This is a genomic window from Kosakonia sp. CCTCC M2018092, from assembly GCF_003864115.1.
In the GTDB taxonomy this organism is placed as follows: domain Bacteria; phylum Pseudomonadota; class Gammaproteobacteria; order Enterobacterales; family Enterobacteriaceae; genus Kosakonia; species Kosakonia cowanii.
In genome coordinates, this window is record NZ_CP034225.1 from 1732363 (window position 1) to 1750966 (window position 18604).

Genomic DNA, 18604 nt, shown 5'->3' on the forward strand with positions numbered 1-18604 from the left:
AATGCCTCTGGGGAGGCGTTTTTAGCGTGAGAAAATGCAATGAAAACACGTAAAGGAATAATCCTTGCTGGCGGCTCTGGTACGCGTCTCTATCCGGTAACCATGGCCGTGAGTAAGCAGTTGCTGCCTATATTCGATAAGCCGATGATCTACTATCCGTTATCGACACTGATGCTGGCCGGTATTCGCGATATTTTGATCATCAGTACGCCGCAAGATACGCCGCGTTTTGAACAACTCCTTGGTGACGGCAGCCAGTGGGGGCTTAATCTGCACTATAAAGTACAGCCAAGCCCGGATGGACTTGCGCAGGCCTTCATCATTGGAGAGGAGTTTATCGGGGATGACGATTGTGCGCTGATCCTCGGCGATAATATTTTCTATGGCCACGATTTGCCTAAACTGATGGAAGACGCCGTCGAGCAGGAGGGTGGAGCTACCGTATTTGCCTACCATGTGACCGATGCTGAGCGCTATGGCGTAGTGGAATTTGATAAAACCGGCACGGCTATCAGTCTCGAAGAGAAGCCATTAAAACCGAAAAGCAATTATGCTGTCACAGGCCTCTACTTTTACGACAACAGCGTCGTAGAGATGGCAAAAAGCCTCAAACCTTCTGAGCGCGGTGAACTGGAAATTACGGATATCAACCGTCTTTATATGGATCAGGGTCGTCTGTCCGTTGCAATTATGGGGCGTGGCTACGCCTGGCTGGATACCGGTACTCACCAAAGCTTGATAGAGGCGAGTAACTTTATTGCGACGATTGAAGAGCGTCAGGGGCTTAAAGTTTCCTGTCCGGAAGAGATTGCTTACCGCAAAGGGTTTATCAGTAGAGAGCAATTACAGAAGCTATCCGAACCGCTCCTCAAAAATAACTACGGAAAGTATTTACAGAAAATTATAAACGAATAAGAACGTAGCGCGTTTATACGTCTTTGGGCTGTGAGTAATATCGCATTTGATATTTATAAAATAGGTCTTATGCACAGCTTATATTGAAATTCTGATTATAGTCAGCAATACGATTTGAAATAAGGTAAATCATGAATAAAGTCGCACTCATTACTGGTATTACTGGGCAAGATGGTTCCTATCTGGCCGAACTGTTGCTTGAGAAAGGGTATATTGTCCATGGTATCAAGCGTCGGTCATCATCTTTTAATACTGAACGCGTCGATCACATTTATCAAGAGCCTCACACCACTAACGCTAATTTTCATTTGCATTACGGCGATTTAACCGATACCTCAAACCTCACGCGTATTATTTCTGAAGTTCAACCCGATGAGATTTATAACTTAGGCGCAATGAGCCATGTTGCCGTCTCTTTCGAATCGCCGGAATATACTGCTGACGTAGATGCTATCGGTACACTGCGTATATTAGAAGCGATTCGTTTTTTAAAACTAGAGAAAAAAACACGATTCTACCAGGCTTCAACTTCAGAACTGTATGGTCTGGTTCAGGAGATTCCGCAAAAAGAAACAACGCCGTTTTATCCGCGCTCACCGTATGCGGTAGCGAAACTGTATGCTTACTGGATCACCGTAAACTATCGTGAGTCATACGGGATCTATGCGTGTAACGGCATTTTATTCAACCACGAATCCCCGCGCCGTGGTGAAACCTTCGTAACACGTAAAATTACCCGGGCGTTGGCAAATATCTCATTAGGGCTGGAAAAGTGCCTCTATCTGGGAAATATGGACTCTCTTCGTGACTGGGGCCATGCAAAAGATTACGTGAAAATGCAGTGGCTGATGCTGCAGCAGGAGCAACCTGACGACTACGTGATTGCTACCGGGATTCAATATTCCGTACGCGAGTTTGTACGCCTGGCTGCGCTCGAACTGGGCATCAAGCTTCGTTTCGAAGGAACCGGTGTTGACGAAATCGCTATCGTCGAAGAGATTACCGGGGATAAAGTTACCGGTGTGCAGGTGGGTGATGTGATTGTCTCTGTTGACCCGCGTTACTTCCGTCCTGCAGAAGTTGAAACACTGCTGGGCGATGCGACTAAAGCGTGTGAAAAATTGGGCTGGAAAGCCGAGACGTCGCTGCAAGAACTGGTTTCTGAGATGGTATTAAGCGATTACGACGCTGCGAAACGACACGCTCTGCTCAAGAGCAATGGCTACGCTGTTAGTCTTTCGCAGGAATGAATGCCATGAATAAAACTCGTGTTTTTGTCGCAGGGCATAAAGGAATGGTGGGCTCGGCCATCGTTCGACAACTGGCCCAAAGAAACGATGTGGAGTTGCTTTTAAGAGATAGAAGCCAACTGGACTTGCTCGATCCGCAGGCGGTCAATCAGTTTATTCAACAAGAGAAGCCCGATCAGATTTACCTCGCCGCCGCGAAAGTGGGTGGGATTATTGCGAATAACACCTATCCGGCCGAGTTTATCTATCAAAACCTGATGATCGAAGCGAATATCATCCATGCTGCCCACAGTCTTGGCGTTCAGAAACTGTTATTCCTCGGATCGTCATGCATCTACCCAAAAATGGCTTCTCAGCCCATTAAGGAAGATGAGTTATTGCGTGGAACATTAGAAGCCACGAATGAACCCTACGCAATTGCAAAAATTGCAGGCATTAAACTTTGCGAGTCGTATAACAGACAGTATGGTCGTGATTATCGCTCTGTAATGCCGACCAACCTGTACGGGCCGAATGATAACTTTCACTCTGAAAATTCACACGTCATCCCTGGTTTGATGAAGCGTTTTCATCAGGCAAAAATGGACAACGCACCTGAGGTCGTGGTGTGGGGAAGTGGCAAGGTGATGCGTGAATTTCTGCATGTTGATGATATGGCCGCTGCCAGTATTCACGTCATGGAGCTGGATCGCAGCGTATGGCAGGCGAATACGGAAGAGATGTTATCGCATATCAACGTCGGCACCGGCGTTGACTGCACCATCCGCGAGCTGGCAGAAACGATCGCAAAAACCACGGGGTACGAAGGTCGAATTGAGTTTGACGCATCGAAACCTGATGGCACGCCGAGAAAACTGTTGAGCGTGGAGCGTTTAGCAAAACTGGGCTGGAACTATCGTATTGATCTGCAGAGTGGCTTGCAGGACACCTACGCCTGGTTCCTGGATAATCAGAAAACGCTACGAGATTAACGATGTATTTGCCGGACGACGATTTTAAAAAAATTATACAAGCGAGCCCATTAATCTCTATCGATCTGCTGGTCAGAAATGAGCATGACGAATATCTTTTCGGTGAAAGGCTGAACGAGCCTGCGAAAAATTATTGGTTTGTTCCCGGTGGCCGCATTCTGAAAGATGAGACAATCGCGCAAGCTCTGAATCGCATCAGTGCCAATGAACTGAACGTTCATTTCCAACTGGAACAAGCTCAGTTTCATGGCGTGTGGCAGCATTTTTATCAAAACAATTTTTTTAATGATGAATTCTCAACTCATTATGTCGTCCTGGCATATATTTTTAATGTCGAAAAAAAATCAATTCATCCACCCCGGACGCAACATCAGCGTTTTAAGTGGTTACGAAAAGAAGAAATTTTAATGGATTCAACAATCCATAAATACTCGACATCATATTTTGCAGATAATGATGTCAAAAAATAAATTGGGTAATGCATATGTCAAACATACAAGAAGCATTCACGCTTTTCCCTGTGATTATGGCTGGCGGTACGGGTAGCCGGTTGTGGCCTTTATCAAGGGAGTTGTACCCAAAGCAATTTTTGTCGTTAACCGGTCAAGCATCTATGCTACAAACCACCTTAAAACGACTCGATGGCATGTATTGTCAAAACCCGGTTGTAATATGTAATGAGCTGCATCGTTTCGTTGTTGCAGAGCAACTGCGCAATATCGACATGCTGTCCAATAATATTATTCTCGAACCGGAAGGGAGAAATACCGCTCCCGCAATTGCACTGGCGGCGCTCACAACAATTAAAGAAAACCCTGATCAGGATCCTTTGCTTTTAATCCTCGCCGCGGATCACGTAATCGAAAACGAAGTTGAGTTCAGAAATAATGTTCTCTCCGCAATAGAGTTGGCAAAGCAGGGGGATTTAGTCACCTTTGGCATTGTCCCGACACATGCAGAGACAGGCTATGGCTATATTAAAAGAGGCCAGGCCTTAGGCCATAGTGCGCCCGATGACGTTGTAGCCGGTTATGCGGTTGAAGCTTTTGTTGAAAAACCCGACCTGGAAACGGCCGAAAAATTCCTCGCTTCGCAAGAGTATTACTGGAATAGCGGGATGTTCCTGTTTCGGGCGAAACGATATGTTGAAGAGTTGAAAAAATACCGTCCGGACATTCTTGAAGCGTGTGAGCGGGCACTAAACTCATCGACCCATGATTTAGATTTCGTCAGGATCAACTCAGATGAGTTCCTGAAATGCCCAGCCGAATCGATTGACTATGCGGTGATGGAAAAAACAGCTGAAGCTGTCGTCGTACCGCTGTCAGTGGGCTGGAGCGATGTCGGTTCGTGGTCGTCACTCTGGGATATTTCCTCTAAAACCAAAGACGGTAACGTATTGCAGGGCGATATTATCGTCAGCAACGCACAGAATAGTTATATCAATGCTGAATCTGCTTTGGTGGCAGCGGTAGGGATAGATAATCTGGTTGTTATACAGACGAAAGATGCCATTCTGATTGCGAATAAAGATGACGTCCAGGACGTTAAGAAAATCGTCACCAAATTAAAGCTCGAAGGCAGACGAGAGTACTATAGCCATCGTGAAGTTTTTCGTCCCTGGGGTAAATATGAAGAAATCGGTCAGGGTAACCGTTACAAAGTTAAACGTATTACGGTTAAACCAGACGAGGGGCTATCGTTAAGATTACATCATCACCGTTCAGAGCACTGGATAGTTGTCTCGGGTACAGCACGTATCACATTGTCAGGTAAAAGCAGATTACTCGTAACCAATGAATCTATTTATATTCCAGCTGGTGCAGATTATAGCCTCGAGAACCCCGGAATTATCCCATTGGAACTTATTGAAGTGAGCTCCGGTGACTATCTCGAAGAAGACGATATTGTTCGTTTGACTAGTCGCTATCAAAATCAATAATAAAATTATTTGATGATATTAAGAGCATGGAAGAATGACACAGTTATCTTGCTTTAAAACATATGACATACGCGGCCGCATTGATAGCGAAATTACGACAGTAATAGCCTGGAAAATCGGAAAAGCTTTTGGCTTGCATGCAAAAGCGCGGTCTGTTGTTGTTGGCGGCGACTGCCGTCTGACCAGTGAATCATTCAAAATGGCGTTAGCGAATGGGCTGCGGGACGCTGGCGTTGACGTTATTGATATCGGTATGGTAGGTACCGAAGAGATCTATTTCGCGACCTCATATCTGAAGCTCGATGGCGGCATTGAGGTCACCGCCAGCCATAATCCTATCGACTATAATGGGATGAAAATCGTCGGCCGGGATTCCAAACCAATCAGCTGCGAAAGCGGTCTTAATGAAATTAAGTTGCTTGCTGAAACGCTGGAAATTGACGAATCAAAAACTGAATTCCAGGGACAGTATAAAAAAATATCCCTGAAGCAGGAGTATATTGACCATATCCTCTCCTTTATAGACCTTAGTAATCTCAGACCTTTAAAACTAGTTATTAACTCTGGTAACGGATCGGCTGGGCCGGTCATAGATTGCCTGGAGAAACGATTCCAGGAAAAATCTATTCCGATAACCATTATCAAAGTTCATAACGACCCGGATGGCACTTTTCCACACGGCATCCCCAACCCGCTACTTCCTGAATGTCGGCAGGATACCCGTGATGCAGTAGTTGAGCATGGTGCCGATCTCGGTATTGCGTTTGACGGTGATTTTGACCGCTGCTTCTTCTTTGATAGCAATGGTCGTTTTATCGAAGGCTATTATATTGTCGGCCTTCTCGCAGCATCCTTCTTGCAGAAAGAGCCCGGCGCGAAAATTATTCACGATCCGCGTCTACTGTTTAACACGATAGATATTGTTAAAAAGGCGGGCGGTACACCTGTGCTATCCAAAACCGGGCATGCTTTCATTAAAGATCGTATGCGTGCCGAAAATGCAATTTATGGCGGCGAAATGAGTGCACACCACTATTTTCGCGATTTTTTCTACTGCGACAGCGGTATGATCCCATGGCTGCTGGTAATTGAAATGTTAAGCATTGAGAAGACTGGATTAAGCCAGTTAATCGATGCATCTATCGCAGCGTGGCCTGCTTCCGGTGAAATCAACCGCAATATCGAAGATGCACAACTCTGTATAAAAGATCTCTGTGATCACTATGCCGCTTCTGCGCAGCATGTGGATTACACGGATGGTGTCAGCATGGAGTTCGCGCAATGGCGGTTCAATGTTCGCATATCAAACACTGAAAGCCTTGTGCGTCTCAATGTTGAGTCGCGCGGTGATCAGACGTTAATGCAACAAAAGACAGCAGAGCTTCTGAATTTCCTCGAACGCTATGTAGCGTAAAAGCAACTACCCTTGCAGGCGGCACGTCACCATGAGATGACATGCCGCTTAGCGCATCAATCAATGAGATGTTTCAGCATTAATCTTTTAGACGATAAGTAAACAAATATGAATATCATCGATACAGCCATAAATGACGTTAAACTGATTGAACCGAATGTTTTTGGTGATTCTCGTGGTTTTTTCATGGAAACATGGAATGAGAAAAAGTTCGAGCAAGCAATAGGTAAAACGCAGTTCGTTCAGGATAATCACTCCAAATCATGTAAAGGTACGCTGCGAGGGTTGCATTATCAGCTTGCCAATACGCAGGGTAAACTTGTGCGTGTTGTTGCTGGTACTGTTTATGATGTCGTTGTTGATTTGCGAAAGCACTCAAGCACTTTTGGCAAGTGGGCTGGGTTCTACCTGTCCGATGAAAACAAAAGACAATTATGGGTTCCTGAAGGCCTGGCGCACGGTTTTTATGTAACCAGCGAGACGGCAGAGTTTGTTTATAAATGCACAGACTTCTACAATCCGACTGCAGAACAGACTTTGTTATGGAGTGATCCCCAGCTTGCAATTGAGTGGCCATTAGAAGGTGAGCCGCTTCTTTCTGATAAGGACAAGCAGGGATTATTATTTATCGATGCTCCTAAATTTGATTACTAAGTAAACCGAAATTGAATATCTTAAAGAATAGTTTCTGGAATGTTGGCGGCTTTATCATTCCATCGCTGATTGCTATACCGGCGATGGGAATGATGGCTCGTCTATTAGGCGTTGAGCTGTTTGGTCTTTTTACGATCTTCTTTACGATTTTCGGCTTCGCGAGCATTCTCGATGCCGGATTGAGCCGAACAGTTATTCGTGAGGTATCGTTATATCGGGAGGATAAACATCAGCTGGATGTCATTCTTTCAACATCGCTGGTTATTATACTTGCCATCAGCGCATTAGGCGCACTTCTGGTTACGTTAAATGCAACCAAAATAGCAGGGGTATTTAATGTTTCTGCACAACATTTTTCGGATGTCGTACTCTCGCTGAGAATTATTAGTATCTCATTCCCGTTTCTATTATTTTCGCAGATATACACCGGCTATCTGGAAGGTCTGGAAAACTTTAAATCTATCAACCTGCAGAAAACGATCACAGGCTCGATCCTTGCAATTTTCCCTGTGGCTCTTATTGCCTATGATGCTTCACTCACCTCAGGTGTACTTGGCCTGACGCTGGCTCGCATCATCTCTTTCGCGATAAACCATTACTGCGTTCGTCGTTACGTCAAAATAAACTTCTTCTTTTTTGATAAAGCGGTTTGCAAGCGTCTGTTATCACATGGTGGTTGGGTTTCCGTTAGTAATATTATTAGCCCGCTTATTCTCTATTGTGACCGATTTATACTCTCCAATATGTTGGGCGCTAAAAACGTGGCGTTTTATACCGCACCTTCGGAAATAGTAAATAGGATCTCAATATTCCCTAATGCCATATCACGAGTGCTCTTCCCGTTATTTAGCTACTCATTAAACAAGGGGGAGGGCAAAAAACAGCTTCGTCATGGCTATCTTCTAGTTGGCGGAAGCGCATTTTTAATTATTCTGCCATTTCTGATATTTCCTGGCTTCATCCTGGATACGTGGGTCGGTAAAGAGTATGGAGCGCATTCTGTTGCCATTTTGCTCGTCCTGTTGCTCGGCATGTTTGTGAACTCCGTTGCACAAGTGACGTTCGCTGAAATTCAGGCGAAAGGATACTTTAAAGCGACGGCCATCATTCATGTTATAGAGCTCGTACCCTATTTTTGCTTCCTCTATTTCGCCATCAAGCATTATGGGTTGATTGGAGTGGCGTGGGCTTCGACGTTCAGAGTTATCGTGGATTTCGCACTGTTACTTATTTTTAGGTGGTTTATACAGAATGGAAAAAAATAAAATGATTCCGCTTTTGATTACTTCTTGTGTCGTGTCAAATGCGCCACTTACGGTCTTAAGTGACAGTAATGAAAGACTGCAATCCACTATCAATGCGCTGTTAACGCTGTCTGAGCGTTGCCGGGAAGTCCCCATCGTGATTTGCGATGGTAGCGGTTATGATTTTGCGGGTGAAAGAGAATTACTTGAAAGCAAATTCCAGAACATAGAATTTCTCAATTTTCATAATGATAGTGAAGCGGTTAAACGTTTTGGCAAAGGTTATGGCGAAGGTCAAATCGTTAATTTTGCGCTTGCTAATAGTGAAATCTTAAAAAAGTATGATGCTTTTGCAAAATGCACGTCCAAGTTATGGCCATCCAATTATCTTGAGTGTATAAAGGCATTTTCAGGCCGCTCTGCCTTTCTCACCGCACCATTCTTTTCACCAGATAAAGTTGATACAAGATTTTATATCATCCGCAAAGATTTTTATCTGGAAAAATTTTCCAACATTCATACCAAAGTTGACGATCTCAATGGACGTCATTTAGAACATGTCTTTTTTGAGGTAATCGACAATATGCCTTACAGACAGGTTATTGGGCGTGAGGTGCCAGAGATGTACGGTCATTCTGGTTCTGTAGGTATCCACTTCAAACCGTCCAAAATTAAAAACTTCATTAAAAAAATGAAAGTCATGTTTGCTGTTATTTTAAACCTTAAAGTATAGCGCGCAGATGCGCCGTACTGCATTTTGATGCTTTTGCTATTGATGATTCCGTCAGCGCAGTTTCGCAAAAAAGCGCTGACGGAATCAGCCTTCTGGGATTTTTAAACCTATGCGCAACATTTTTTAATTGTTCTGGAGAGGGCTACTGGCGTCCTATATGTATATTATAATTTTAATTTACTTGTTTTTTTGTTCACTTGTAAATAATAAAAACCTCACGACGTTTAATGTCCTTGTGACATTCATTATTATGAGTGGATGGTATTTTCCAGCATATGACTGGATCAACTACCATGATTTCTATTCTCGTATAGATAACGTCGGTTTGTTTAATAATACCTTTGAGCCTGGTTTTACTGCGTTGATGAAAATCAGCGCGTGGATGGGCTTTGAATACCATTCTGTTTATATACTCAGTAACGTTATAATCTATTTCTTTGTTTATCACTATTGCATTAAGTTCCGATACTCTGGATTCGTCTTCTTCTTCATTTTTGCGTTGTTTGGCTTCGTGCTTTTTGCCGAGCAGATCAGACAAGGTATTGCTTTAGCCATTCTTTTATTCGCTTCCAGAAGAAGGAAATTTATCCTATATGCACTCATTGCTTGCCTGTTCCACTACTCTGCTGTTTTCGCAATTGGTTTAGACTTTATAATCAATAGCAAAGAGAAAAACCGTAAGAAAATGGTATTTGTATTCTCGGGAGGTGCGTTAGCAATCCTGGGGCTTCTGGTATTCGGCATGAACTCTGCTATGGTTGCTTTTATAAGCAATAAAATTTCCAATCATTTGAATGTTAATATCCTGGCATCGTCATTTATGCTCGGTCTCGTGCTTTACTTTATTTTCCCACTGTTCTGCTTATATAAGAAAAAAGAAAATATTGTTAATAAAAAATGGCAATACTTTTGTTTTGGTGTCATCTTGTTAGGTGTGCCTTTCCCGGTATTTAACCGTTTCACTTATTACTGTTATCCCTATCTCATTCCCGACATCGAAAACATGTTTTCGAAGTATATCTCTCGTGGGATTTTGATTTTGACGATCGTCTTTGTTATTGGACTCAGAATAGTCATCTCGCCGATCTACTTACCGCTTATGAGTGATTACCGCTTCTATTTACCTGGGGTAACTGAGTCGCCTGATTATAATTCGATCAGAAAAGGGCGTTGCGAGATTTTAAGAAGCAATGGAATAAACGATTTCTGCTAGCGCATTATTAGTAATTATACAAATTTGAAGAAGGAATAATGATGATCGTTAGATTATCAGGTGGTTTAGGAAATCAACTCTTCCAGTTCGCTGCAGCGAAAGCGCTTGAAATTAAATTTGGTGGGAATGTCATCATTGATGACAGCTATTATGATAATCAGCCTGGTAAAGATACCTTCAGGAAGCTGGAGATCTTTCAGTTTAACGTTCAGTACGCCAGGAAGAGCAACAGTAAAGAGAAAAAGAATACGCGTAACAAAGTGTTGGCGCTCAAGCTTTTCGCTCGCATCCCGGGAGTTAATAGCCCATCCGTTCTTCGTAAAATCAAACGTTTAATCCATGTCTATAATGAAGACTCCTTCATTTACCATGAGAAGGCACGCGAGAACGATTACGTCATTGGCTATTTCCAAAATTATAGTTTTCTGAAAGAGAGTATTGATTCCATTCAGCAGCAATTTACGCTTGCCCCGGAAGTGGATGCTGAAATGCGAAGTCTCAGCTCTTATCAGGTCATAAACCAGCATGTGAATACCATCGCCGTACATATTCGCCGTGGCGATTATGTGACAAATGCAAATGCCAGCGCATTTCATGGGTTATGTGATGTTGAGTACTATAAAAAATCAATTGAATTGATAACTGCCAGAACCACGGATCCGAAATTTGTCTTTTTTTCCGATGATATTAGCTGGGTTAAAGAGACCTTTTCATGGGTTCCAGATGCTTCTTTCGTTGAGAACGCTGGCTCTACATCCTCTGCGGTTGATATGTATCTGATGTCGCTCTGTAAGCATAATATCATTGCGAACAGCACTTACAGTTGGTGGGGAGCAGTGCTCAATACCAATCCTGAAAAGATCGTCATATGTCCTGAACGATGGACTTTGAACGATAGTATTGGCCAGCTGTACGTTGATGGCTGGATTAAGCTGTAATAACCGTATCCATATCTGAATATTGAAGTAATTGAAAATTATGAACGAGAAATTTGGAGTTAGTGGATTATTAGCTCTTAACAATGTTGATAATTATACCCGGGCAGCTATTGATAGTATTTTAAATCAGTCGCGTCCTGTGGATGAATTGGTCATCGTTGTTAATGGACGCCAGCGCGAATCCATCATAAAAACTTTATCAGAGTGGTATAGTAATTTAGCTAACGTTAAGTTGGTTAATTGCGGTTTAGAACAGCTTTCTTTTGCGTTGAATCTGGGACTAACACACTGTAATTATAAATATGTGGCGAGAATGGATGCGGACGACATTTCTCATCACAACAGAATTGAGGTTCAACTTAATTACATCGAATCCCACAATCTGGATATGGTTGGTTGCGCCATTAATAAAATAGATACTGCAGATAAAATTATCGCTACGGTGCACTATCCTGCTGGAAATAAAATCAAGAAAAAGCTTCCATTTACTAATCCATTTTGCCATCCCTCAGTGATGTACAAGAAAGAAACGATTATCAAAGCGCGCGGCTACAATGCAGGCTTCAAATCAGAAGATTATGATTTATGGTTAAGGCTATCACGGATGTCAGCCAGCTGGGACAACGTGAGCGATGTGTTATTTAGTTATCGTGTTCATGACAGCACGGCACAGCGAAAGTCGTTAGCCTATGCAGAGCTGGCAGGATTAATGTTTCGTGAGATGCTGATAAATAAAAGCTTCGTTTTTTTTATGGCTTCTTTGGTTGCCTTCATGAAGTTTTTTATTCGCGGTAAAAATTAGTCTATTGCTTACACTTTTTCTTTCTTTGTACAAAACGCATGTGAGATATTGTCATTTGCACATAGCTAATTGTCGGGAATAGTGAATTTTCAGGTTCGCAACTTACTTTTCAGTGGTCATAAATTAGTCTTAGGATTTGCACATGCGGATATTGTTTATAGGAAACCAGAGTGGAACTATCGTTCTTTTCCGGAAAAGATTGATAGAAAAATTTGTATCACAAAATTGTGTAGTTCATACCCTGACCATGGATAATGATGCGGAGAATTTCAAGCAGATTATCAACATGGGTGCACACCCAGCGAGGTATGAGTTCTCGCGCTCAGGTACAAATCCTTTATCTGACCTGTACAACACCGTTAAGCTTTCAAAAATAGTAAAAGAAATTAAGCCTGATGTTGTTTTCTGTTTTTTCCCAAAACCGGTGATCTTTGGTGCTCTGGCCGCACGTCTCGCTGGCATTACAAAAATAGATGTTCTGCTTGAAGGACTAGGGTACTGCTACACCGCGCATGCCACTCCGGAAAGTACTAAGAAGAAAATCCTGCGCGCTGTACAAACAACCCTGTACCGTCTGGTTCTTCCGCTGTGTAGAAAAGTGATGTTTTTAAACCCGGATGATCATCGCGATCTGTTGCTTGAGAATAATATTTCCGTGAAATCGACTGAGATTGTCGGTGGCATCGGGGTTGATCTTAATGAATACAGTTATTCACCTGCTCCTGTCGACCCGATACATTTCACGATGGTTTCCCGGCTTTTGGTCGAGAAGGGCGTCCGTGAATTTGTTCATGCTGCCGCGAAAGTTAAGCTGCGCTATCCGCAAGTGAAGTTTAGTATCGCCGGCACCTTTGATGACAACCCGGGTGGCATTACCAGTGCAGAATTTGAAGAGTGGGTAAAAAGCGGCAACGTCGAATTTTTGGGCCAAATTTCTGACATCAAATCCCATCTCATCAACAGTAGCGTATTTGTATTGCCGTCATACCGCGAAGGCGTGCCCAGAAGTACACAGGAGGCGATGGCCGTAGGCAGACCTGTCATTACTACGAATGTGCCGGGATGCCGCGAGACGGTGATTGATGGGCAGAATGGTTTCCTGATACCGCCCTGGAATGAAGAGGCACTTGCTGAGAAGATGATTGCTTTTATAGAGCAACCAGACCTTGTCTTGAGTATGGGCCGAGCCAGTCGTGATATTGCGCTGGAAAAATTTGACCAGGAACAGGCATGCGATCGGCTGGTGTCTATTCTTTTATCCTGAGATAAGCAAACTCAGCGTCACTGCATTTATAAGGAATAAGTATGTCAATATTAGTCACCGGCGGGGCGGGGTATATTGGTTCTCATACCGTATTGTCTCTTTTAGAGCAGAATTATGAAGTCGTGGTCCTCGACAATCATAGCAATTCTTCTTATGAATCACTTTGCCGCGTCAAGTCGTTAACGGGCCGCGATATCACTTATTATGAAGGCGATGTTGCAAATCGCACTTTGTTACAGAAAATTTTCACTGAAAATACGATAAAACAGATCATTCATTTTGCTGGCCTCAAATCAGTTTCTGAGTCCGTACAATTCCCGCTCAAATATTATGATAATAACGTTACGGCAAGCATTGTCTTACTTCAGGAGATGATGGCTCATAACGTTCATGAGCTGATATTTAGCTCTTCAGCAACTGTCTATGGTAATCCTGAAACTGTACCGCTTAAAGAGAGCTCAAAGATTGGCGGAACGACGAATCCTTACGGCACATCGAAATTGATGGTTGAGCAAATTCTCAACGATACAGCAAAATCATATCCGCAGTTAGATATTACTATCCTGCGGTACTTTAATCCGGCAGGTGCTCACCCGTCAGGCTTGATTGGGGAAGATCCTAATGGTATTCCCTGCAATCTCGTGCCTTATATTAGCCAGGTTGCGGTCGGCAAACTCCCTGTGCTGTCGATTTACGGGCATGATTATCCTACCCATGACGGTACCGGTGTCAGGGACTATATCCATGTGATGGATTTGGCGGAAGGTCATATCGCCGCTTTGCAGAATAAAGCGCCAGGCAGTAATTGCAGAACTTACAATTTAGGCACCGGCAAGGGCTATTCGGTACTCGATTTGATCGCAGCTTTCGAGCGGCAGAGCCATAAAACTATTCCGCATCGCTTCGTCGATCGCCGGCCTGGAGACGTGGCTGAATGCTGGGCAAATCCCTCCTTAGCTCAGCAAGAACTCAACTGGTCAGCGAGTCGCGACTTAGATGAAATGATGCGTGATTCCTGGAACTGGCAACAAAAAAATCCTTGTGGCTATGCGTCCTGAAACGAATCTGGAATAATTATCTTTTCATGCTTGAAGTCTTTTGAGCTGGCTGTTTTGTTTAACACATCCAGATATCCTGAGTTAACATTAAAGCTACATTGACTGCGTAACGTTCGCAGTATCCACACCTGACAGGAGTATGTAATGTCCAAGCAACAGATCGGCGTTGTTGGTATGGCCGTGATGGGGCGCAACCTGGCGCTGAACATTGAAAGCCGTGGCTATACCGTTTCTATCTTCAACCGCTCGCGCGAAAAAACCGAAGAAGTTGTTGCCGAGAACCCAGGCAAAAAGCTGGTTCCTTACTACACCGTACAAGAATTTGTCGAATCTCTGGAAACCCCGCGCCGCATTCTGCTGATGGTGAAAGCCGGCGCGGGTACTGATGCCGCGATTGATTCCCTGAAGCCTTACCTGGATAAAGGCGACATCATCATTGATGGTGGTAATACGTTCTTCCACGACACCATCCGCCGTAACCGTGAACTCTCTGCGGAAGGCTTCAACTTTATCGGCACCGGCGTTTCCGGCGGTGAAGAGGGCGCGCTGAAAGGACCTTCTATCATGCCTGGCGGCCAGAAAGAGGCTTACGAACTGGTTGCGCCGATCCTGACCAAGATTGCTGCGGTAGCTGAAGATGGCGAGCCGTGCGTCACCTATATCGGCCCTGATGGTGCCGGTCACTATGTCAAAATGGTGCACAACGGTATCGAATATGGCGATATGCAGCTTATCGCAGAGGCGTATGCCCTGCTGAAAGGCGGCCTGAACCTCTCCAACGACGAGCTGGCAAAAACCTTCAGCGAGTGGAATGCGGGCGAGCTGAGCAGCTATCTGATCGACATCACCAAAGATATCTTCACTAAGAAAGATGAAGAGGGCACTTACCTGGTTGATGTGATCCTGGATGAGGCGGCTAACAAAGGTACCGGTAAATGGACCAGCCAGAGCTCGCTGGATCTCGGCGAACCGCTGTCGCTGATCACCGAATCAGTATTCGCTCGTTACATCTCCTCTCTGAAAGAGCAGCGCGTTGCGGCTTCCAAAGTTCTTTCTGGCCCGCAGGCTAAACCGGCTGGTGATAAAGCGGAGTTCATTGAGAAAGTGCGTCGCGCCCTCTATCTGGGCAAAATCGTCTCCTACGCGCAGGGCTTCTCTCAGCTGCGTGCCGCCTCTGACGAGCACAACTGGGATCTGAACTACGGTGAAATCGCGAAGATCTTCCGCGCAGGCTGCATCATTCGCGCGCAGTTCCTGCAGAAAATCACCGATGCCTATGCAGAAAACCCGGCTATCGCTAACCTGCTGCTGGCCCCTTACTTCAAGCAGATCGCTGATGATTACCAGCAGGCGCTGCGTGATGTTGTCGCCTATGCGGTTCAGAACGGTATTCCGGTACCGACATTCTCCGCCGCTGTCGCTTATTACGACAGCTACCGCTCTGCGGTGCTGCCAGCGAACCTGATTCAGGCGCAGCGTGACTACTTCGGCGCGCATACTTACAAGCGCACTGATAAAGACGGCGTATTCCATACGGAATGGCTGGATTAATCTGATAATCATCCATTAGCTGAATACAAGCCCGGTCGTTAAAACCGGGCTTTTTTTTCATCGAAACCGCGATAATGACGGGGATCGGGCATTTATTTTTAGGAATAAAGCCAGGCAAACTCAGGCAGGGCGGGCTTTGTAGCCGCTGTTTGTCTTATTGACACTCTCTCAACGGAAGAGGTAAAAACCCCAACAGTTATTGATATAAAGCGGTGGCGATGGGATCGCCACCTCCGGTTTCATACACTGACAAAAGTTGCTTATCGAATGAAAATAACAATCTCCGGAACAGGTTACGTTGGGTTATCAAACGGGATCCTTATCGCGCAGAACCATGAAGTCGTCGCGCTCGATATTGTGCAGTCCAAAGTGGATATGCTTAATGAGAAAATTTCTCCGATCGTGGATAAAGAGATTGAGGAGTATTTGCAGACTAAGCCGCTCAATTTCCGCGCCACGACGGATAAGCATGACGCCTACCGCAACGCTGATTATGTCATTATCGCCACGCCGACCGATTACGATCCGAAATCTAACTACTTTAATACCAGCAGCGTAGAGTCGGTGATCCGCGATGTTCACGCCATTAATCCCCAGGCGGTGATGATTATCAAATCGACCATCCCGGTGGGCTTTACCCAGTCGATCAAAGAGAAGCTGGGCATTGATAATGTCATTTTCTCGCCAGAGTTCCTGCGCGAAGGCAGAGCGCTGTACGACAACCTGCACCCGTCACGTATCGTGATTGGTGAGCGCTCGGAACGCGCCGAACGCTTTGCGGCGCTGCTGCAAGAAGGCGCTATCAAAGAAGATATTCCGGTACTGTTTACGGACTCGACCGAAGCAGAAGCGATTAAGCTGTTTGCTAACACCTATCTGGCGATGCGCGTAGCGTACTTTAACGAGCTGGATAGCTATGCCGAGAGCCTGGGGCTGAACACGCGTCAAATCATTGAGGGCGTCTGCCTCGATCCGCGCATCGGCAATCACTACAACAACCCCTCATTTGGTTACGGCGGCTACTGCCTGCCGAAAGATACCAAGCAGTTGCTGGCGAACTATCAGTCGGTGCCGAATAACATTATTTCGGCCATTGTTGATGCCAACCGCACGCGTAAAGACTTTATTGCTGACTCTATCCTGGCGCGCAAACCGAAAGTTGTCGGTATCTATCGACTGGTGATGAAGAGCGGTTCAGACAATTTCCGCGCATCGTCAATTCAGGGCATCATGAAACGCATCAAAGCGAAAGGCGTGCAGGTCATCGTCTATGAGCCAGTGATGCAGGAAGATGAGTTCTTCCACTCGCGGGTGGTGCGCGATCTTGAGGCATTTAAAGCTGAGTCAGATGTCATTGTTTCGAATCGCATGGCCAGCGAGCTGGCAGACGTAGAAGATAAAGTCTATACCCGCGATCTCTTCAATTACGATTAATCCATGTCAAAAGACGGCCCGTATGGGCCGTCGAGAATATGCCCGCAAAGTTCACCATGGCAACATTTCCAGGAGTCACGGAAATAAAATCGCCTCAGTGCTTAAATATTGCGCGCTAACATTTATTTACACGGATTCCTATAGCAAAAAAAAGGCGAAACGCTAAACTCGCACTCTATAATTCTTTTTTATGCTTCTCATTTAGGGTGGCTATGACACACGACAAAAACAACCTCTCTTTCCGCCAGGACAGTGACTCTGAACAGATTGATTTAATAGATCTTTTAACGCAAATTTGGCGTGGAAAATGGATAATTATCCTTTTCGTCGTATTGAGTCTGATTATTGCTGGAATTTATCTCGCAACTGCGAAAGAGAAATGGACATCCGTAGCCGTTGTCAGTTCGCCGGATGCCAGTCAGATTGCCAGCTATACCAGCGCAATTAGCGTACTCAGCAACGATAATAAATTTGATACTACCGGTACGCAGCAGCGCGTTATCGGCCGCTTTAGCACTGCCTTTTCAGCGCTGGTTGAAACCCTCAGAAACCTGCAAATTCCTGAAAAACTCACCATCGATCCCGCCGTTCAGGGGCAGGAGCTGCCGCTAAAAGTGACTTATCAGGCCTCATCAGCCAGAGAAGCCCAGCAGAAACTGGCGGAGTACATCGAACAGATCGATCAACAGATCTCCAAAGAGCTGGTTGATGACCTGGATATCAATATCAAAGCCCGCGCCACTGACTTGCTTGAGTCGCTCGCCACCCAGGAAAAAGTGGCCCAGGAGCAGAAAGATCTGCGCATCAAGCAGATATCTCAGGCGCTTGCGGTTGCGAAAGAGGCAGAAGTGCATTCGCCACAGGTGCAGCAAACCGATAATGTTTCACAAGACACCATGTTCCTCCTCGGTAGTGCTGCACTGGAGTCGATGATTAAAAATGAGTCCTCACGTCCGCTCGTCTTCTCTGATGATTACTACCGCGACAGAAAGAATCTGTTGGACATTCAGGGGCTGAAGGTCTTGCCGCAGGAGATCCACGCCTATCGCTACGTGATGAAGCCTACCTTACCGATTCACCGCGATAGCCCACGAAAGATTCTGACCGTGGCATTAGCGCTTTTCCTCGGCGTATTACTTGGCTCGGGAGTGGTGCTGTTAAGAAACGCGGTGCGAAACTACCAGCCGAAAGCGTAAAAAAGAAAAACCGGGCACAGCCCGG

General features: G+C 45.0%; 17 protein-coding genes. All 17 read left to right on the plus strand.

The features are described 5' to 3' along the window. The first annotated feature begins 39 nt into the window (after nt 1–39). The gene (rfbA, locus tag EH164_RS08100) at nt 40–915 is read left to right on the plus strand and encodes a glucose-1-phosphate thymidylyltransferase RfbA (protein ID WP_094420936.1); all 876 of its coding nucleotides are present in this window, start codon (nt 40–42) and stop codon (nt 913–915) included. A gap of 131 nt (nt 916–1046) precedes the next feature. Then, nucleotides 1047–2165 carry a GDP-mannose 4,6-dehydratase gene (gmd, locus tag EH164_RS08105; protein WP_124967874.1) on the plus strand — a complete coding sequence of 373 codons (1119 nt, stop codon included), beginning with the start codon at nt 1047–1049 and terminating at the stop codon, nt 2163–2165. A 5-nt stretch (nt 2166–2170) separates the two neighbouring features. Beyond that, a complete protein-coding gene (locus EH164_RS08110) occupies nt 2171–3136 on the plus strand; it encodes a GDP-L-fucose synthase (RefSeq protein ID WP_124967875.1) in 966 nt (321 codons plus the stop codon). Nucleotides 3137–3138: 2 nt separating this feature from the next. Continuing rightward, nucleotides 3139–3606 (plus strand): GDP-mannose mannosyl hydrolase, encoded by a 468-nt coding sequence (locus tag EH164_RS08115; RefSeq protein ID WP_124967876.1) that lies wholly within the window; start codon nt 3139–3141, stop codon nt 3604–3606. 14 nt (nt 3607–3620) lie between these two features. Then, entirely contained in the window at nt 3621–5078 is a 1458-nt protein-coding gene (locus EH164_RS08120) for a mannose-1-phosphate guanylyltransferase/mannose-6-phosphate isomerase (RefSeq protein WP_124967877.1), read from the plus strand. Nucleotides 5079–5112: 34 nt separating this feature from the next. Beyond that, nucleotides 5113–6492, plus strand: a complete 1380-nt coding sequence (locus EH164_RS08125; protein WP_124967878.1) for a phosphomannomutase CpsG — start codon at nt 5113–5115, stop codon at nt 6490–6492. Nucleotides 6493–6600: 108 nt separating this feature from the next. Continuing rightward, on the plus strand, nt 6601–7146 hold the full coding sequence (gene rfbC / locus EH164_RS08130; protein WP_042717499.1) for a dTDP-4-dehydrorhamnose 3,5-epimerase: 546 nt from the start codon (nt 6601–6603) through the stop codon (nt 7144–7146). Between the two features lie 11 nt (nt 7147–7157). After that, on the plus strand, nt 7158–8411 hold the full coding sequence (locus EH164_RS08135) for a flippase (protein ID WP_042717498.1): 1254 nt from the start codon (nt 7158–7160) through the stop codon (nt 8409–8411). After that, nucleotides 8398–9123, plus strand: coding sequence for a hypothetical protein (locus tag EH164_RS08140; protein WP_124967879.1), 726 nt, complete (start codon nt 8398–8400; stop codon nt 9121–9123). Before EH164_RS08135 ends, EH164_RS08140 begins: the two co-directional genes overlap by 14 nt. 250 nt (nt 9124–9373) lie before the next feature. Continuing rightward, on the plus strand, nt 9374–10336 hold the full coding sequence (locus EH164_RS08145) for an EpsG family protein (protein WP_164483606.1): 963 nt from the start codon (nt 9374–9376) through the stop codon (nt 10334–10336). A gap of 38 nt (nt 10337–10374) precedes the next feature. Further along, nucleotides 10375–11274, plus strand: coding sequence for an alpha-1,2-fucosyltransferase (locus EH164_RS08150; protein WP_124967881.1), 900 nt, complete (start codon nt 10375–10377; stop codon nt 11272–11274). A 40-nt stretch (nt 11275–11314) separates the two neighbouring features. After that, a complete protein-coding gene (locus EH164_RS08155) occupies nt 11315–12076 on the plus strand; it encodes a glycosyltransferase (protein WP_042717486.1) in 762 nt (253 codons plus the stop codon). A 199-nt stretch (nt 12077–12275) separates the two neighbouring features. After that, nucleotides 12276–13340, plus strand: a complete 1065-nt coding sequence (locus EH164_RS08160; RefSeq protein ID WP_370277119.1) for a glycosyltransferase family 4 protein — start codon at nt 12276–12278, stop codon at nt 13338–13340. A gap of 41 nt (nt 13341–13381) precedes the next feature. Beyond that, nucleotides 13382–14398 carry a UDP-glucose 4-epimerase GalE gene (galE, locus tag EH164_RS08165; RefSeq protein ID WP_124967883.1) on the plus strand — a complete coding sequence of 339 codons (1017 nt, stop codon included), beginning with the start codon at nt 13382–13384 and terminating at the stop codon, nt 14396–14398. Nucleotides 14399–14542: 144 nt separating this feature from the next. Beyond that, nucleotides 14543–15949, plus strand: a complete 1407-nt coding sequence (gndA, locus tag EH164_RS08170) for an NADP-dependent phosphogluconate dehydrogenase (RefSeq protein ID WP_023479125.1) — start codon at nt 14543–14545, stop codon at nt 15947–15949. Between the two features lie 267 nt (nt 15950–16216). Next, nucleotides 16217–17383, plus strand: a complete 1167-nt coding sequence (ugd, locus tag EH164_RS08175) for a UDP-glucose 6-dehydrogenase (protein ID WP_124967884.1) — start codon at nt 16217–16219, stop codon at nt 17381–17383. 212 nt (nt 17384–17595) lie between these two features. Next, nucleotides 17596–18579 carry an LPS O-antigen chain length determinant protein WzzB gene (wzzB, locus tag EH164_RS08180; RefSeq protein ID WP_124967885.1) on the plus strand — a complete coding sequence of 328 codons (984 nt, stop codon included), beginning with the start codon at nt 17596–17598 and terminating at the stop codon, nt 18577–18579. Nucleotides 18580–18604: the final 25 nt, after the last annotated feature.

Excerpts from the sequence above, each read along its gene's own strand:
- EH164_RS08120 (WP_124967877.1), top strand. The coding sequence starts at position 3,621 with ATGTCAAACATACAAGAAGCATTCACGCTTTTCCCTGTGATTATGGCT.
- EH164_RS08110 (WP_124967875.1), top strand. The coding sequence starts at position 2,171 with ATGAATAAAACTCGTGTTTTTGTCGCAGGGCATAAAGGAATGGTGGGC.
- EH164_RS08125 (WP_124967878.1), top strand. The coding sequence starts at position 5,113 with ATGACACAGTTATCTTGCTTTAAAACATATGACATACGCGGCCGCATT.
- rfbA (WP_094420936.1), top strand. The coding sequence starts at position 40 with ATGAAAACACGTAAAGGAATAATCCTTGCTGGCGGCTCTGGTACGCGT.
- EH164_RS08145 (WP_164483606.1), top strand. The coding sequence starts at position 9,374 with ATGAGTGGATGGTATTTTCCAGCATATGACTGGATCAACTACCATGAT.
- ugd (WP_124967884.1), top strand. The coding sequence starts at position 16,217 with ATGAAAATAACAATCTCCGGAACAGGTTACGTTGGGTTATCAAACGGG.
- EH164_RS08140 (WP_124967879.1), top strand. The coding sequence starts at position 8,398 with ATGGAAAAAAATAAAATGATTCCGCTTTTGATTACTTCTTGTGTCGTG.
- gmd (WP_124967874.1), top strand. The coding sequence starts at position 1,047 with ATGAATAAAGTCGCACTCATTACTGGTATTACTGGGCAAGATGGTTCC.
- EH164_RS08115 (WP_124967876.1), top strand. The coding sequence starts at position 3,139 with ATGTATTTGCCGGACGACGATTTTAAAAAAATTATACAAGCGAGCCCA.
- gndA (WP_023479125.1), top strand. The coding sequence starts at position 14,543 with ATGTCCAAGCAACAGATCGGCGTTGTTGGTATGGCCGTGATGGGGCGC.
- EH164_RS08155 (WP_042717486.1), top strand. The coding sequence starts at position 11,315 with ATGAACGAGAAATTTGGAGTTAGTGGATTATTAGCTCTTAACAATGTT.
- rfbC (WP_042717499.1), top strand. The coding sequence starts at position 6,601 with ATGAATATCATCGATACAGCCATAAATGACGTTAAACTGATTGAACCG.
- galE (WP_124967883.1), top strand. The coding sequence starts at position 13,382 with ATGTCAATATTAGTCACCGGCGGGGCGGGGTATATTGGTTCTCATACC.
- wzzB (WP_124967885.1), top strand. The coding sequence starts at position 17,596 with ATGACACACGACAAAAACAACCTCTCTTTCCGCCAGGACAGTGACTCT.
- EH164_RS08150 (WP_124967881.1), top strand. The coding sequence starts at position 10,375 with ATGATGATCGTTAGATTATCAGGTGGTTTAGGAAATCAACTCTTCCAG.